The sequence below is a fragment of the Clostridium sp. HGF2 genome, assembly GCF_964240115.1.
Classification (GTDB): Bacteria; Bacillota_I; Bacilli_A; order Erysipelotrichales; family Erysipelotrichaceae; genus Clostridium_AQ; species Clostridium_AQ innocuum.
This window is the reverse complement of the sequence record NZ_CAXSSO010000005.1, coordinates 232012-249210: the sequence shown is the minus strand read 5'-3', so window position 1 is coordinate 249210 and position 17199 is coordinate 232012. Positions and strand designations below refer to the sequence as shown.

The following is a 17199-nucleotide window of genomic DNA, read 5'->3' as shown; positions in this document are numbered from 1 at the left end:
AGATTGTTTATGTTGTAGATGAACCTTCATCTCTATTTGCTCTGACACTTATTATACCTCAATTTCAGTGTTTGTGGGACTGTAAATGCTTTTTTTTATTTACATGAAAAAGTGTAAGCATTTTTCCTGATATTTTTCTTCCATTTACGTGATGTTTAGTGAACTACCGCCAGCTAAAGAGCAAGCGGCTTCTAATGAAAGCCTGCACATTCATCAAAACTTTTTGTCCGTGTTCAGATACACGTAACTGGTACGTTCACAGTACCTCTACTCCATCGCTCTCGCTTTGGCATACATGGATATACTTTTCGTATGATATTGCTTGCTCCGTTGATATCAGCATTCATTAGAATGCCGTTTTTGCTTCTGTACAATCCTCGTTTAATTTTTTTCAGCTTCTTCCAACCCGCATGATTTCCTACGACGATAACTTCGATTCCTTCCTCCACACATAGATCTATTATTTTTCTTGATGCTTTGTGTAGGATATCCTTTACACGTCGATTTCGCTTTTCGCTGATACGTTTCATTCGTTTTGTTTGATGGATCCCTTTGCTATCCTTCTTTCCGATTCTTAGCAGTGAGCGATAATGTGCGATCTGTTTGTTATAGTATTGATTGACTGCCTTTATTTCATTTCCTTTTATCAGCACAGGGCGGTGTCCGCTCGTAAACGCAATCGCTGTCAGATTATCGACACCAATATCTATGCCGGCTACTCTGGTTGCCTCATGGATTGGTATCGCCGGTTCCTTGATTTCTATCTCGCATACGATTTCAAGCTTGATAGTATCTTCATTGGGAATCAGACGTACTGCCTTCAGCTTCTGTTCATGCAGGTCCATCCTACCAAGATCATATCGGTCACGTATACACCCTGTCTGCAGCACTGCCTTAGGAAACTTTACATACCAACCATGTTTGTCTTTTCTCAGTTTGCATATCTGATTGGTGAAGATCAAGGGTTTATAACCGTCTTTATCTGCATATCGAGGAATATGAGGGACTGCTTCATATTTGTCAGGATGTGCTTTGTAATCCGCTAAAGCAGCAAAAAAGCTTTTCCAGTCACGATACAGCATATGCAAAACATTCTGATTTTCTTGCGCAGGAAGAGCACGGTAATCGATCTGGTCACGCAATTTGAAAAAACCATCCAGATGCTGCATGGAAACAAAGCGATGTTCATGATCAATGATGTGGAATGGTGTGCTATGATGCTTTTGACGTATGACATTCAATTCATCAACGACACCATTGAGTTCTTCCAGAACCTGTAACTCATGTGGAAAGCGATCCTCATTTGATTTGATGGAAGCACTGTACGCATTTCTTATATAGAATGAAGCGATGTTGTACAGATTTTTAGCACGATGCGTAAGAGCAGAAAAGCCGGGGGTTTTGCGGGTGATTAGCAGATAGGATACTAGAATATGTACGATATGATTTCATGTTGGAACCCCTCCTTTTGTTGACATCATTATACCACGAACGTAAGAAAAGCTTAAGGAAAGATTCGTGAAAATAGAAAGAAAACAGGGATGAAAAGAAAGATGGCTGCATTCATCCCCCACCTGTTCATCGACCACTGAGGTGGGGGTATTCTGCCTGCTTTTTAGATAAGAAATATCCGTAATTTTCAGACAAACTATAACCGCTCTTTCCATGATCTCAGGATGCTTAAACAGCTATTTTGTTACTTTTATATGCTTACCCCTTCCCTAATTAATTTAAAGGTATGTGATTTGTATGACTTTCTACAGGATGTCAATTAAAATATTGAAAATATATACAGACTCTTTATAAGCTGTAAAATAGTGTCCTTTGCATAAAAAGAACATTTTGTTTCTTTCTTTTTTTCAGCTTGATGAATGGGTGAATAGTAAAACATCCTATTACATTTTTACTTTTTTACATTTTTACATTACCAAAAAATATTATTGACAACGTTTTCATCGAGTGCTAAGATATAGGTGCAAATAAGATATTGGATTGTAACTCTTCGGGAGGCATTACCTTAAACAGGATTAAATCTGTTTTTTGTGTAAGCAGCTGAAGAGTTTTTTATTTGTCAGAAAGGAAGGAATCCTATGTTTAGTGTATTTAAAAAGAAAGAAAATATCACATTATATGCTCCAGTTACAGGAAAAACAATTGCAATCACACAGGTTCCTGATAAAGTGTTTGCTGAAAAGATGATGGGTGAAGGCATTGGCTTCCAATTTGAAGATGCAATCGTCTATGCACCTTGTGACGGCATCATCGCAACGGTCGCTCATACCTCACACGCAGTGGGAATTACAGCAAAAAACGGTGCGGAAATACTTATTCATATTGGACTGGACACAGTGAATCTGAATGGTCAGGGACTGCATGCATTCGTGCAGACAGGGGACAAGGTAAAAAAAGGGACACCATTGATAGAAATTGATCGAGCATTTATGAAAGAACAGGGCGTTAATCTAACAACACCAATGGTTGTGACGAATACCAGCGAATACAAAATGACTATCGAAGACGCTGGAGGTCATGTTATAATGGGGGAGGATAAAGTTATTTCATTTGATTAGGAGCAGAAGGGAGAAATATTCATGAAGGTCATTAAGAAAATCAACAACAATGTAGCAGTTTGTATCGATAATGATGGACATGAATTGATCGCCTTTGGAAAAGGAATCGGTTTTCCTAAAATCCCATATGAGCTTACAGATTTGAATAAAATCTGGAGGACCTATTATGGTATCAATCCCAGCTATTTAGGATTGTTGAATGAGATTTCGGAAGATGTATTTGCATTAAGCATAAAAATTACAGATCAGGCAAAAATGCGAATTATGAATGAAATTAATTCGAATATTGTATTTACACTTGCGGATCATATCAATTTCGCAATTGACCGATATAAAAAAAATATGGATATCAAAATGCCGTTTGTATATGATATTCAGTATTTATATGAAAATGAAATGTATATCGGCGAGTTCGCCGTTAAACTTATCAATAAAGAAATGAATGTTCATTTATCGAAAGATGAGGCTGTCAGTATTGCTTTGCATTTCATCAATGCTGAGAATATGCAGAGAAATGAAACAGACGAAGTCAATGAAAAGCAGATTATTAACGATCTTACGAATATGATAGAAGAGGACTTTGCTATTCATATCGATAAGGAAGGCTTTAATTACTCCCGATTCGTTTCACATTTGCAGTATTTACTTAAGCGCAGAGAAGAAGACACAGCAATAGCAAGTGAGAATAAAAAAATGTACGATTATATGAGAGAAGCATATGAAAACACATTTCATTGTGTCCTTCATATTAAGGAATATTTGATAGAAGCATTGGATTGGACCCTTAGTGAAGAAGAGTTATTATATCTAATGTTACATATTAATCGATTATGTAGCAGAGAGGATTGTAACCATTAAGTTGGGCATTACCTCAACATAAGAACACAGTATTTTCATGTGTTTTTGTGTTGAGGTTTTATTTTAGGCAAATTCAATGTATTATCGCGCGAAATACATTGTTTGCATATATATTCAGAAAAAAAAGGAGAAAGATTTATGGCGAAGAAAGAAAAATACGAAGATTTAGCAAATAGTGTTATTGATCTGGTGGGTGGAAAAGAAAATATAACATTTTTCACCCATTGTATTACACGTTTACGTTTTAATGTAAAGGATAAAAGCTTAGTGAAAAAAGAAGCTATAGAACAAGTACAGGGGGTTATGGGTTGTCAATGGTCTGGTGAGCAATTACAAATTATTATTGGTCAAGCTGTAGGTGATGCTTATCAGCTGATATGTAAGAAAACAGGGTTGGCACAACAGGATGCCGTTAACGAAAATTTGGATGGTGAGAAAAAGAAATTCAGCTTTGCCGCAATATTAGAGGGTATCACAGGTTCTATCATACCTTTGATTCCTATTTTCATGGCAACTGGATTGATTAAGGTTTTAATGGTTCTGGCGAATCTGGTAGGTATTCTTCCGGCAGAATCCTCCACCTATCTTGTTTTAGGATATGCAAGTGATGCTCCATTGTATTTTATGCCGATTTTTGTAGCATATACAGCAGCTAAGAAGTTTAAGACCGATCCCAGCCTAGCGATGGGCTTATGCTGTTTATTAGTATTTCCTTCTCTGATGAATTCCTTTACAGAAGGTACATCAGTTACATTGTTTGGATTGCCTGTTTATGCAGCTACATATACGAATATGATATTCCCATCAATTATGGTTGTATTTGTAATGAGCTATGTAGAACGGTTCTTTAAAAAAGTGATGCCGGAAATCATTAGAATTATGATGGTTCCTCTGTGTACTGTTATTGTTATGCTGCCTCTTACACTTTGTCTGATAGCTCCCGCAGGAATCGTTTTAGGTGATGGAATCACTTGGATTGTTGAAGAAATCTATAACAATGTCGGATTTTTAGGAGTAGGTATTTTATCAGGAATATATCCTATTCTAATCGTAACAGGAATGCATTCTACATTGGCTCCGGTCTGCATGTCATTCTTTACTAAATTCGGCTATGACCCATTGATAATTCCAGCTTGTTATATTGCGAACTTTACACAATCTGCTGCAGCGTTTGCGGTAACCATTAAATCCAAAAATAGGAATACAAAAGGTGTTGCCAGCTCTGCATCCTTAACTGCCTTTCTGGCCGGTGTTACAGAGCCTGCGCTTTTCGGGGTCAATTTCAGATTTAAAACGCCACTTATCGCATCTGTTATCGGCGGCTTTATTGGTGGATGTTATGCGGGAATCATGGGTTCAAAACTAGTCGCAATGAGTGGTTTGGGTGTATTCGCCTTGGCAGGATTCATGTCAAAAGATATTATGAACATTGTAAATTATATAATCGGCGTTGTTATTGCTATGGTTATTACATTTGTTTTAACCCTGATTTTATTTAAAGAAAAAGAAAATTATTAGTTAGGAGATAGAGAACATGAGAAAAAACTTTTTATGGGGCGGCTCAACTGCTGCTAATCAGTTCGAAGGAGGCTGGAACGAAGGAGGAAAAGGTCCGAGTATCTGTGATATGATGACGAACGGCTCATTGAAGGAGCCTAGATATATCACAAAAACGATTGACGAAAACTTGTTCTATCCAAATCACAAAGCAAGTGACTTTTATCATCATTATAAGGAAGATATTGCATTGATGAAGGAGATGGGATTCAAGGCATTTCGTATGAGCATTTCTTGGAGCAGAATATTTCCAAAGGGAATTGAAGAAACTCCAAATGAGGAAGGTTTACAGTTTTATGACAATGTTTTCGACGAACTGATTGCGGCTTCCATAGAGCCAATCGTGACCATATCACATTATGAAAATCCGTTTTATTTAACAGAAACGTATAATGGATGGGTAGATAGAAGATTAGTTGATTTATATATTAAGTATTGTGATACTATTTTTAAAAGATATCAGCATAAAGTTAAATTTTGGCTGACATTTAATGAAATCAATGCAGGAGTATATTCTTTTGGTGGATATCTGGGATTAGGTATCCTTAATGAAGGAACAACCTCTAATTATGATCAGGTAGACATTCCACAGCAGAGGTTTCAAGCATTGCATCATCAGTTCATCGCTTCAGCAAAAGCTGTTCAGTTAGGACATAAAATCAATCCTGATTTCAAGATAGGGTGTATGGTGGCTTTAACAGCGAATTATGCTTATTCCTGTAATCCTGAAGATCAATTAGCAAATCAAAAATCATGGGAATACTGCAATTATTATTGCGGGGATGTACAGGTAAAAGGGAAATATCCTTATTTTGCAAAACGAATATGGCAAGAACATAATATAGAAATTAAAATGGAGGAAGGAGATACCGAAATTTTAAAGGCCGGTACAGTAGATTTCTTTTCCTTCTCCTATTATATGAGTAACTGTATTTCAACGGATAATTCCCTTTTAAAAACAAAAGGAAATCTATTTGGCGGTGTTAAAAATCCATATTTAAAGGCGAATGATTGGGGCTGGCAAATCGATCCTTTAGGGCTGCGTTATACACTGAATGAACTTTATGCAAGATATCAAATACCACTTATGATTGTGGAGAATGGCTTAGGAGCCATCGATGTAGTAGAGGATGATAAAATTCATGACAGCTATCGTATTGAATATCTGAGAGAGCATATTAAGGCTCTGAAGGATGCTGTTGATATAGACAACGTAGATTTAATCGGCTTTTGTCCATGGGGATGTATTGATCTTGTCAGTGCCGGTACAGGAGAAATGAAAAAGCGTTATGGGTTTGTTTATGTGGATGCAGATGATAAAGGGAACGGAACTTATAACCGCAGCAGAAAGGACTCCTTTTATTGGTATAAAAAAGTAATTGCATCCAATGGTGAGGATCTGGATTAACAGAAGATGAAAATATTGCATAATCTGTGCAAATTGATAATGAGAGGATACAGGGACGCTGCCTTTAGGCGTTACCACTGTATTCTCTTTTTCTATTCATGTACGTAAAATGATGATATAGATATTGATAATCCTATCGAAACAGCACACAGATATCAAGCTGTAAAATCAGAAAAGAAAACATGATTGAGCAAATGTTTATGAATCTATATGTAATATATAGCTTTCAATTTCACTATTGTAAGAATGGTATTTTTATTTAGTCTGTTCAGCGATTCACCAAGCCAAGCATATCTCAAAGCATAGGACAATTTCACAGCTTATCAAAAGCCTTTTCTTATCACATTTTATTTAACAGTCCTTTCCTATTGGACCATACCGTTTTTATACCAGTAAACAGAGTTTCTATAACCTTTCCACCTATAGAATAATTGTAATTTCAATTTTCGTGTGCGAAACCTTTAAGCTTCGTTTTCAAACCTGCTTTACCTGTACAGCCTGCAAGTTATCTATCATAAAAAAGTATTTCTTTCTTGTTGCTATTTCAGACAAGCTTTTCTGAATCTCTATCTTGAGGTTTCATTTCATAAAAAAGCGTATAGTACTCATACGAGTATCATACGCTTTGCTAGATTATAATCTGATACATGCTCTTATTTACGGTGATTTCCCATTGAAATTTTGGAAACAGGATATTACCGCAATAGTAAAGCTGCTATTTCCTTATTTCTGCATTTTGGCTTTTGCTGTAAGGCAGAGAGAACCAGAAGGTACTTCCTACTCCTTCTTCACTAAGTACGCCGTATTCAGCCTTATGAAGCTCCAGAACAGCTTTAACAATGCTCAGACCCAGACCGCTGCCAACCCGGGAGCGCACATGCGTCTTATCCACCTTGTAATACCGTTCCCAGATATACGCAAGCTTATCCTTTTCGATACCCGGACCATGATCGATTATTTCGATACGAACCCTTCCCTGTTCAAGAAGCTGCTTCACGATGACCTGATGATCCTCTCCGCTGTAGTTGATGGCATTGTTAATCAGATTATAGATAACCTGATCAAGCTTGATTACATCTCCCTGAATTATGACATCTTCTCTATATTCAAAGCGAATATCATACTCATCCTGCTTTAAAAGAGTTTCATAGCGTTCGATGATGCTGCGGATTTCATCCGTCAGATTCATGGAAACCGCATGCAGCTCCTGTACACCTGCCTGCAGCTTGGATAGATCCAGCATATCATTCACCAGATTGGTCAGACGTTTTGTCTCATCAATGATAATCTGTACATTCTCCGGTGTGTTCTCACCGGGGATATCCCGCATAACCTCCCCGTATCCGCTGATCATTGTCAGCGGTGTTCGCAGGTCATGGCTCATATTCGCAATCAGCTCACGCCGCAGATTCTCCACCTTCCTCAGCTCTCTGGAAGCATAGTTCAGCGTATTGCTCAGCTCCTCAATTTCCAGATATCCCTTACCGCTGAAGGCAACATCATACTGACCGGTCGCAAGCGTTTTCGCTCCGTTGTTAATGGAGATGATGGGACGTGCAATCTTTCTTGAAAGATAAAAGGCCAGCATAAGCGCCACTACAGTCAATATTGCCGCAATGATGATAAACTGTGTCTTGATTGTTTCAATCGTAGCATTTACCGGTGTCAGCTGTGCATTGATCACACTGATTTTCATATGGGAATTGCTTCCTGTGACCACACTGATGTAGGTCATATTCTGCACACCCTTGGAAATTTTCATATTCTGTTTATTCCTGCCGTTGTCTCTGATATCCGATGTAAGCCGTGATGGAAATGCCTCCGGACGCGGTATCATAAGACCTTCCTTTGTCAAAGAGAAACGAAAGGATTCAAAGGGCACCTCCACCTTGGCAGTATCCTCAATCAGTCTGGAAGCTATTCCATTCTTCTGTGACAGGGCTTCCCCCTTCAGTTCATCAATAACATCTGCATGGGCAGCATAGCTGGCAGATTTGCTGAGCATACATTTGCCATCGCTTTCATTGCCCATAATCGGATCCTTGCTCGTATCCTCATCATAAACGATGACACAGAAATCCCCATTGCGGGAAATGTTTGAAATTTTTGTTTTATAGGATTCCATATCCAGTGAGCCATCCAGCTTCTGCGTAATGACTTCATTTACTTCACTGGCGGCCTTTTTTACGGAATTGGATTTGATAAACATATAAAATTTTTCCAGAAAAAATACCTGAAAAAACCATAGTACTGCAATGATAATGACAATAAAGAACACCAGTGTGACAAAAATCTTCCACTTGACGCTGATTGGTTTTCGCTCTTTTCTGTCGACGCCTGCCACCTGTTTATTTTTCAGCTTCAAAACGATACCCTACTCCGCGCAGTGTAATAATCAGGCGGCTGTAACCCTGCAGACTTTTTCTCAGCAGCTTGATATGCGTATCCAGCGTTCTGTCATCCCCATAGAAATCATACCCCCATACATCATGAATCAGCTGTTCTCTTGTCAGTGCGATTCCTTCATTGCGTACCAGATAAAATAATAGAACATATTCCTTTGGCGACATCTCCACCTCTTTATCATCAATAAAGACCTTGCGTGCCGTAAAATCGATTTTCAAGCCTTCATAGGTATAGATATCCTTTTTTCTGGTGTTTACATCACCATGATATCGCTTTAATATGGCACTGACACGCATCATCAGCTCTTTAGGAGAAAACGGTTTTACCACGTAATCATCAACACCGATTTCAAAGCCGTGGATTCTATCATATTCCTCTCCTCTTGCGGAGAGCATAATGACAGGAGTCTGCACATCCTTACGGATTTCCTTTACCGCAGAAAAGCCGTCCAGATTTGGCATCATGATATCCATAATGATTAGATCATATTCCGTCTGCTTACACTTTTCGATGGCATCCATTCCATCCACTGCTTCCTCAATTTCATGTCCCTCAAATTCACCATACTTACGAATCATGCTTCTGATACGTTCCTCATCGTCCACAACCAGCAGTTTGCTCATGTTATCACCTCTATCTGTATTATAACTTGAATGCCATACCCTTATGTGATGATTTTATGAATATTCAGGGAAAATACCAGTAGGTAAGCTTTTCATCTGTAATCATCCCTGCTTTTTTCTGAAGCCGGATACTGGCAGTATTATCCTTTACAATTTCACCATAGGGCAGTCTGCCGCGCTCCAGCTGTTTGCCAATCATCACCTGCTCCAGAGCCACAGCAAGTCCTTTTCTCCGCCATTTGGGATGAACCTCCAGAATTCCGATACTTTCCTGCTCATGTACTCCGATAAATCCGCATAGCTCACCTTTGTAAAATGCACCATACATACCATCCTGCAGACATTCACCGATATACTGTTCATTTGCCAGAGATTCCATTGAATGCCTGTATAATGCAATGATTTTCTGTGTATGTGATGCATCCAGCCTATTTATTACAAAGCCTTCCGGCAGGGCTACTGCAGGGGGTTCATCCTCAACATATACACAGTGAACACACTCCAGCTCGCTTTCCAGCTTTCGCATGGATTTCAGCCAGGGATCCGTATAGGTGTCATGGGCAACCAGTATGCCAAACTGCTTTGGCAGGTGCTCCACGATTTCTTTCCCTGCCTGATTATCTGCCGCAGCACTGTATAAAATCTTTGAAATTCTTCCCTGTAAAAGCAGGGTTGTCTCTGTTTCATATAAAACTAACCCGCCTGCATTCCTGCACTGCAGCATATCCGCATACAGACAGGGTTCCTTTGTTAAATTCATGCTCTTCTCCTTTTAAAAAAGGATTAACTCCTGTTTCATACAGAAATCAATCCTTATTAACAGCTCAATAACGTAGTTCAAACAATTGATTCACTTACGTTCAGGTATTTTAACATAATCCGTGGTACTGCTTATATATTTCATTTTTACTGAGGCCGCGCTCTCTTGCGACACGCTTGATTGCTTCATTGGTAGTCAATCCTTCTTTAATATAGGTATTGATCTGTTCATGAACAAGCGGCATTGCGGAATCCTCTCCCGGATCCTTGGTTTCTCTGGAGCCCTCCATAACAATTACCATTTCACCCTTAAGCTCCTCCGCAATTTCCAGAATTTCTTCGATAGTGCCTCTCAGAAACTCCTCATGCTTTTTTGTAAGCTCACGAGCCAGACAGATATTGCGGTTGCCCAGTACCTCAAGACAGGAAGCAAGCATTTTTTTCACACGGTGCGGTGCTTCATAAAAGACCATGGTAAACGGATAGTATTTTAATTCATACAATTCACGAATCCGTTCCTTTTCACCGGATTTCAAAAATCCGTAAAACAGAAAATGTCTGGTGTCCATGCCACTGGATACCAGGGCATTCAGCATCGCATTGCTTCCGGATATCGGAACGACATTAAAGCCCTCCTCGATTACCTTCTGTGTTACAACACAGCCCGGATCGCTGATCAAAGGATAGCCGGCATCACTCACAAGCGCGATATCCTGTCCCTGACGCAGCAGCTCCAAAAGACCGTTTGCACTTTGAGCCTCATTGTGCTGATGATGGGAAATCAGTCTGGTATGAATACCGAAATGCGTTAACAGCTTCAGTGTGTTTCTGGTATCCTCTGCCGCAATTACATCGACAGACTCCAGCACTTTCAATGCTCTTGGTGTCATTTCCTGCAGATTCCCGATTGGCGTTGCCACCACATACAGGGTTGCTTTCTCGTTTTCGAAGCTCTTCTGACGATTCATTTTGTTCACCTACCGATCGGAGAAATCTATATCCGGCCACAATTCCTTAAAGGAAAGAAACTGTACATCCTCTTTATTTTCAATCTTTACCTGCTGAAGCAGTACATTCATACTGGTAATTCGATATCGGCTTCCCTTGTATTCAATCTGGGAATTCATTTTCGGCAGACCCTCACGCAGCCGCTTATACTGACTGTCTTCAAATTTCAGACAGCACATCAGCTTGCCGCACTGTCCGCTCAGCTTTTGAATATTCAATGCCAGCAGCTGATTCTTTGCCATATTGATAGATACGACATCAAAGTCATTCATAAATCTGGAACAGCAAGTTTCCATACCGCAGGTTCCCAGACCACCAATGATTTTTGATTTGTTACGGGGACCGATCTGACGAAGCTCAATGCGGCATTTAAAAATACTTGCCAGCTCCTTGAGAAGCTCACGGAAATCCACACGCTCATCCGCAACATAAACAAAGATGATTTTACTGCAATCCAGCGTATACTCCGCTTCAATCAGATTCATATCCAATCCAAGCTTACGGATACATTCCGCACATATCTCCATAGCCTTACCGGCCTTTTCAATATTTTCCTGTGCCTGCTTTAAATCACGCTCTGTTGCTTTGCGTGTGATTGGCTTGATCTCCATTCCGTTGGACAAAAAGGTTTCTGTTTCCTTAACGATTTTTCCAAGCTCCAGACCACGAATCGTTTCAACCACCACATCATCACCCACCCGGTACTCATCCACATCGGTACCGAAGGTATAGATTTTTTTTGAATCCTTAAAGGATACAAACGCGATGTATTTATAAACTCTGCCTTCCGGCTTGCGCTCATTGTGGTTTGCCTTCTTGTGCTCCGGCTTTTGTGCAGGCCTTTGTTCCTGCTTCATTTCCTTCTTTACTTCCTGTCGTGGTTCCTTCGCTTCCGACTTCACATTGGGTTTTCCATCATGCTTGGGATGATGCTTCATATCCCGTTTCTGTTCAAAGCCTCTGTCATGATGCTTTTTTTTATCCTGCTTCGGATTCGGATTTCCTTTTGAAATCCCGTTCCTGTCTTCCGACTGATTCATTCTGTCACCTCTTTCATTCTGTATAGCATCTGATCAACGAGCAGCTGCAGGTTGACCGAACGCAGTAATGTATCCTTCGTCTGCATGAGAATCTGCAGAATTGCTGCCATATCCATGTTTTTCTTCTGATATTCCTTCAGCATATTCTGATACCATGTATCCGATTGCCGACGACTGCCACGCAGACAGTCACGGAAGAATATAGTAAGCATATCAAGCAGATAGAGCATTGCCTGCTTTCCGTGCTTTTTCTGTTTTGAAGGAAAGCCTTCCAACTGCAGAAACAGCAAAGCATCATATGGTGAGGAAAGATAACGCTCCAGCATTCCCTTCATTAAAAAGCGGGCATGCTGATAATCCTCACTTTCCGAAGCCTCCAGAATTTCCGACTTCTGGCGGATCATGCTGCTGAGCAGATAGGCATCCAGCGCCTCCAGATCTTCCTGTACCGCCGCATAGCACTGTGATGCGCTCAACGGGGTAAAGGGGATATTCTGACAGCGGGAAATGATGGTAGGAAGAACTCTGTCCAGCTGTTCCACAATCAGTATTGCAATCATATCACTTCCCGGTTCCTCCAGAAATTTCAACAGGGAGTTTAATGCATCCGGTGTCGCATTTTCCGCATGATCCAGCACATATATTTTCTTTCCGGTTTTTTCAAGACCAGTTTTTGCGAATGCATGCTGCAGCTTCAGAATATCGTCCTTCTTAATGGAAACACTTGTTCCGTCAAGATATATCATATCGGCATATTCGTTGTGTGCAATACGCTCACACGTATCACATACCTCACAGGCGAAGCCTGATTCCCTGCATACCAGACTCTGGGCCAGCAGATATGCAGTTTCTTTTTTGGGCGTACCGCTGGGACCGCTGAACATATAGGCATGCGCAAGACGGTTATGCTCCCGAGCATTTCGCAGAGTGTGATATACCACCGGCTGCTGTTCTCTCAGAATATCTTTAAACATGGTTTTCTATAATCTCCATAAGACAGGCTACTGTATTGTTCAAAACTGTATCCACATCAGAATTGGCATCCACAATATGCATACGTTCCTTAAATTTGTCTTTGATCAGCTCATAGCCCTGTGCAACCAGCTTATGGAACTCCATACTTTCATTGTCCAGTCGATCCTTATTGCCACGGCTTGTGACACGGGACAGTCCTGTTTCAAAATCAACAGAGAGAAATACCGTAGCATCCGGCAGATGCCCTTCAATTGCGAACTGATTGATAGCAAAGACCTCCTCAACACCGATACCTCTGGCAATTCCCTGATAAACCAGAGAGCTGTCCACGAAGCGGTCGCAGAGAACGATTTTTCCTTCCTTCAGCGCAGGCAGTACCTTTTCTATAAGATGCTGGCGGCGGCTGGCGGCATACAGCAATGCCTCACAGCGTTCATCCATTGCCGTATTAGCCGGGTCCAGTATGATGCTGCGAATCTGTTCCGCAATATCTATGCCTCCCGGTTCTCTTGTATATAGTACAGGATACCCCATCGCTTTCAGCTTTTCATATGCAAGCTTACTGATGGTTGTTTTCCCGCTTCCGTCATTTCCTTCAAATGTGATAAACAATCCCTTGTTCATAGCCTGACACTCCTTTAACTAGACCCTATCATTATAGCATAATCAGCTATTGCACTACAAAGAGATTTCTCATGCTATTTACAGCATTGTGTACTGATAAGCTGCAGAATATGTTTTCAGACATAATTATGAACTCATACTGAGGAGTAAGCTTTGAATTTTCCATCATAAGGAAAGCCTCCCAGCTTTTCTATTAAGTTCTTTGCTCTGGTCTAATCTGTACCGGTTCCGATGAATGATACCTGGATACAATACACATGGATAATAAAAATACACGCATAGGCTTTTATATTGTCACAGTACAGACTTAAAAATGCATAAAATATTACTAGTTTGCTCCTGCATTCTCTTTTTTCTTTATCGATCAAAATTTTCGTATAAAACACCAGTCCCTGCATAAGATAGTGTTAGGGAACTTCATTCATTCCCTTCAACATACAGGCAGCATACCTGCCAGATGGACAGAGTCAATAGATTCTGTCTTTTCTGTTCTCTGATGTTCGCCTCTTCCTAATGTCTTTTGCCATTTCATATATTGAATTTTTCTTTGCAGTATACATTCACTGCCTATCCTATACAAAATAACTGTAAAATAAAGGATTACTGCAAACGCGTATAAGCATAACTTTTTGGTAATCCGATAACTAATTTCTTCTTCATTTCCCGCATATGAAACAGATTCTTTTCTATCTATACAAAATAGTGCTATAATATGATACAGGTGATGCAAAATGGATAAAAAGAAACTTCAGGAAATACAGAAACATCTTCCGGATCATGTTACACTGATCGCAGTAAGTAAAACACATACGAAAGAAGAAATTGATGAAGCCTATGCCTGCGGATGTCGGGTGTTTGGTGAAAATAAGGTACAGGAATTAAAAGAAAAATATGATGATCGCTATCAATGGCATATGATTGGTCATTTACAGCGCAATAAAGTAAAGGATGTTGTTCCTCTCGCTGATATGATCCAAAGTCTCGACAGTCTGCGTCTGGCTGAGGAAATAGAAAAGCAGTGTGCGAAAATCGATAAAATTATGCCGGTACTGATTGAAGTAAATATATCAAGAGAAGCAAACAAGACTGGTGTGTATATGGAAGAATGTCCTGCCTTTGTAAAACAGTGCATGCAGTATAAACACTTGGATGTTCAGGGACTGATGTGTGTTGGTCCACTGGATGCGGATCGTGACCGTATTGAGGAATGCTTTGAAAGGATGAACATCCTCTTTCACAAGCTGCAGAGTGAATATGGCAGTGAGCAGATCCGCTATCTGTCCATGGGGATGAGTGATGATTATCCGATTGCTTTGAAGCATGGTTCGAATATGATTCGCCTGGGTACTGTGATTTTCGGTAAGCGAAATTATTCTATATAAGCATATCATATTCATAAAGCCTGTTGATTATTATACTGATTGATCTCACGTAACCAGTAAAACAAATACTCCTGAGCATAAGTAATACAATTATAATAAAAACCAGAGAACATTCATTATGAATAAGCTCTGGTTTTTTCATAAACACAAAGTAACAGATTATGAAGCATACTGCATCGCCTTAAGTGCTTTCCTGCTCCTTCTTTGCCGCATATAATTTCAGCGTGCATCTTATTAAAAACAGGAGTTCAAACAGCATAATACCGGAAATCAAAGAATATACAACAAGAAACCATGGATCTCTGTCAAACATTTGTAAAGCCTTCCACAGACCGGGAACTATGATAATAGAAAATATGATTGCACAAAACAAGGTAAGAAATACACTTCGCTTATAAATAGACTCACAATATTCCCGCCGCGTTTCACGATCACTGAAAATCTCCGAATTGTTTTCTTCCCCATTCTCTTTTCTGCGAAAATAATAGAAGGAATTAAACATCATGACATATTCCCAGCCGCAATCCTGAAACAGCTGTATATAAGCATTCAGATCCTCTACTTCATCACGATAATCCAGTTGATAAATCCAGTTTTCCGGTATGCATTTCTCAAAGACATCCCCCCTGAAAACCGTATAGCTTTTCAGCTTCCAGCCCTTTTGATGCATTTCTTCCAGAAACTTCTGTTCTTCGCCATATTCCGCAAGTGAGAAGAATCTAAAGATTCTCTTTGTTTCCATGATAGCATCCTCCTTTACTGTTGATATATAAGCGGTTAATACGGGCCAGCTCCAGCTGCAGTACCGTACTGCCAAGCTCTGTAATTTGATAATATTTTCTTTTTTCTTCCTCTCTTGTAAACCTGATCAGCTGATCCTTTTCCATTTTTGAAAGAGTTCCATACAAGGTTCCTGCACTTATAATGATTTCGTTATCTGTAATTTTTTTCACATATTGAATTACATGATAACCATGGCGTTCCTCCTGCAGGGAAAACAGAATATAAAAACCGGTTTCTGTCATCGGCACATAAACACGTCTTATTTTTTCATCCATAGATAACCTCCACTACATTGTATCTCTATATATCGAATCTCTATATATACTATATCGCAGTGCTATCTATATGTCAATAGAAACTGACTCTGCTGTCTCAAAGGCTGCTGCATATTTCATTCCTTTTATTCATTTATAGAACAATCAGTGATCATAAGGCTTTTCTATAACAACAAGAAATTAAGCGAACATAATAAAAAGAATCAAATATCATAAACTGATAAATTTGATTCCTTATATGTTATATTTTTAATATGACACAGAGTACCCTGCATCCTTAACAGCTGTTCCTCTTCTCATCTGCTATGGATCGCACTACATGCAAAGCTTCTTTGACATTACAATAATATTATCAGCTAATTTTTCCGTTCTGCTGTACCCATATTTTTCATATACCCAGTATGGATTGAATCCATCCCTCCATTCATAAATACCGATACCTTCGAGGTATTTCCGATGGAAGAGCGGATATACCTTTTCCAAGTTCTCCATCAGAGCATCCAGCATTTCAACCCGAGGAACACCATATCCAACCTCGAAGCAGCCTATTGTCAAATAGCTGTCGCTATTCCCTGCTGTTCCTGTCATATAGCCGTATTTTTGTAAAATCTCTCTTGGCATTACCTCCAGTAAGCCAATTACCCTATCATCCAAAACTGCGAAAATTCCAGCAATATCTTCCTTTTGCCATACCTCTGAAAACACCTTGGATTTTAATGATATACAGCTTTGATGATATTGTTCAGAGGGATTACCAAAGGGATAATTGGTAAGACACATCGACATTTCTCTGAGATAATTATGTTTTGTGATAGGTATGAATGAAATTTCATCCTTATGTAAACAATTTTTAAACTGCTCAGCTGTCAAACCATTCCACTTTGAGAATACAGGTTCTTCATCCTCTGCATTTCTTTCAATCTGCAGGGCT

At 39.6% G+C, this 17199-nt stretch carries 17 protein-coding genes; 6 read left to right on the top strand and 11 right to left on the bottom strand.

All coding sequences use genetic code 11. The features are described 5' to 3' along the window. Positions 1–233: 233 nt before the first annotated feature. The gene (locus tag ACESPQ_RS10935; protein WP_233108894.1) at positions 234–1082 is read right to left on the bottom strand and encodes a transposase; all 849 of its coding nucleotides are present in this window, start codon (positions 1080–1082) and stop codon (positions 234–236) included. On the opposite strand from ACESPQ_RS10935, the gene ACESPQ_RS10930 reads away from it, so the two are divergent. From ACESPQ_RS10930 to ACESPQ_RS10910, 5 genes are all read left to right on the top strand, one after another. Then, entirely contained in the window at positions 1083–1280 is a 198-nt protein-coding gene (locus ACESPQ_RS10930; protein WP_168388919.1) for a hypothetical protein, read from the top strand. Positions 1281–2090: 810 nt separating this feature from the next. Next, a complete protein-coding gene (locus ACESPQ_RS10925) occupies positions 2091–2570 on the top strand; it encodes a PTS sugar transporter subunit IIA (RefSeq protein WP_002606715.1) in 480 nt (159 codons plus the stop codon). Positions 2571–2591: 21 nt separating this feature from the next. Further along, on the top strand, positions 2592–3428 hold the full coding sequence (locus tag ACESPQ_RS10920; RefSeq protein WP_008727902.1) for a PRD domain-containing protein: 837 nt from the start codon (positions 2592–2594) through the stop codon (positions 3426–3428). Between the two features lie 138 nt (positions 3429–3566). Then, positions 3567–4946, top strand: a complete 1380-nt coding sequence (locus tag ACESPQ_RS10915; protein WP_109770800.1) for a PTS transporter subunit EIIC — start codon at positions 3567–3569, stop codon at positions 4944–4946. A gap of 16 nt (positions 4947–4962) precedes the next feature. After that, positions 4963–6393 carry a glycoside hydrolase family 1 protein gene (locus ACESPQ_RS10910; RefSeq protein WP_373144349.1) on the top strand — a complete coding sequence of 477 codons (1431 nt, stop codon included), beginning with the start codon at positions 4963–4965 and terminating at the stop codon, positions 6391–6393. Positions 6394–7108: 715 nt separating this feature from the next. Here the strand turns inward: ACESPQ_RS10910 and ACESPQ_RS10905 are convergent. The 7 genes from ACESPQ_RS10905 to tmk all read right to left on the bottom strand — a co-directional run bounded on the left by ACESPQ_RS10905 (position 7109) and on the right by tmk (position 13828). Next, the gene (locus ACESPQ_RS10905; RefSeq protein ID WP_002606710.1) at positions 7109–8758 is read right to left on the bottom strand and encodes a sensor histidine kinase; all 1650 of its coding nucleotides are present in this window, start codon (positions 8756–8758) and stop codon (positions 7109–7111) included. Beyond that, positions 8742–9422, bottom strand: a complete 681-nt coding sequence (locus tag ACESPQ_RS10900; RefSeq protein WP_002606709.1) for a response regulator transcription factor — start codon at positions 9420–9422, stop codon at positions 8742–8744. Before ACESPQ_RS10900 ends, ACESPQ_RS10905 begins: the two co-directional genes overlap by 17 nt. A 64-nt stretch (positions 9423–9486) precedes the next feature. Then, the gene (locus tag ACESPQ_RS10895) at positions 9487–10182 is read right to left on the bottom strand and encodes a GNAT family N-acetyltransferase (protein WP_109770797.1); all 696 of its coding nucleotides are present in this window, start codon (positions 10180–10182) and stop codon (positions 9487–9489) included. A gap of 109 nt (positions 10183–10291) precedes the next feature. Next, positions 10292–11149 carry a 16S rRNA (cytidine(1402)-2'-O)-methyltransferase gene (rsmI, locus tag ACESPQ_RS10890; protein ID WP_002606707.1) on the bottom strand — a complete coding sequence of 286 codons (858 nt, stop codon included), beginning with the start codon at positions 11147–11149 and terminating at the stop codon, positions 10292–10294. Positions 11150–11158: 9 nt separating this feature from the next. Continuing rightward, positions 11159–12229 carry a regulatory iron-sulfur-containing complex subunit RicT gene (ricT, locus tag ACESPQ_RS10885; RefSeq protein WP_002606706.1) on the bottom strand — a complete coding sequence of 357 codons (1071 nt, stop codon included), beginning with the start codon at positions 12227–12229 and terminating at the stop codon, positions 11159–11161. Then, positions 12226–13203 (bottom strand): DNA polymerase III subunit delta, encoded by a 978-nt coding sequence (locus ACESPQ_RS10880; RefSeq protein WP_373144348.1) that lies wholly within the window; start codon positions 13201–13203, stop codon positions 12226–12228. The genes ricT and ACESPQ_RS10880 overlap by 4 nt, the downstream gene beginning before the upstream one ends. Then, complete coding sequence (tmk, locus tag ACESPQ_RS10875) at positions 13196–13828, bottom strand: dTMP kinase (RefSeq protein ID WP_118001658.1); 633 nt, start codon at positions 13826–13828, stop codon at positions 13196–13198. The genes ACESPQ_RS10880 and tmk overlap by 8 nt, the downstream gene beginning before the upstream one ends. A 731-nt stretch (positions 13829–14559) precedes the next feature. Between tmk and ACESPQ_RS10870 the strand changes: the two genes are divergently transcribed. Further along, complete coding sequence (locus ACESPQ_RS10870) at positions 14560–15210, top strand: YggS family pyridoxal phosphate-dependent enzyme (RefSeq protein WP_002606703.1); 651 nt, start codon at positions 14560–14562, stop codon at positions 15208–15210. Between the two features lie 181 nt (positions 15211–15391). Here ACESPQ_RS10870 and ACESPQ_RS10865 read toward each other — a convergent pair whose 3' ends face one another. From ACESPQ_RS10865 to ACESPQ_RS10855, 3 genes are all read right to left on the bottom strand, one after another. Beyond that, a complete protein-coding gene (locus tag ACESPQ_RS10865) occupies positions 15392–15952 on the bottom strand; it encodes a DUF2812 domain-containing protein (RefSeq protein WP_373144347.1) in 561 nt (186 codons plus the stop codon). Continuing rightward, positions 15930–16268 carry a PadR family transcriptional regulator gene (locus tag ACESPQ_RS10860; RefSeq protein ID WP_002606701.1) on the bottom strand — a complete coding sequence of 113 codons (339 nt, stop codon included), beginning with the start codon at positions 16266–16268 and terminating at the stop codon, positions 15930–15932. The genes ACESPQ_RS10865 and ACESPQ_RS10860 overlap by 23 nt, the downstream gene beginning before the upstream one ends. A 315-nt stretch (positions 16269–16583) precedes the next feature. Beyond that, on the bottom strand, positions 16584–17048 hold the full coding sequence (locus ACESPQ_RS10855) for a hypothetical protein (protein ID WP_002606700.1): 465 nt from the start codon (positions 17046–17048) through the stop codon (positions 16584–16586). Positions 17049–17199 lie beyond the last annotated feature (151 nt).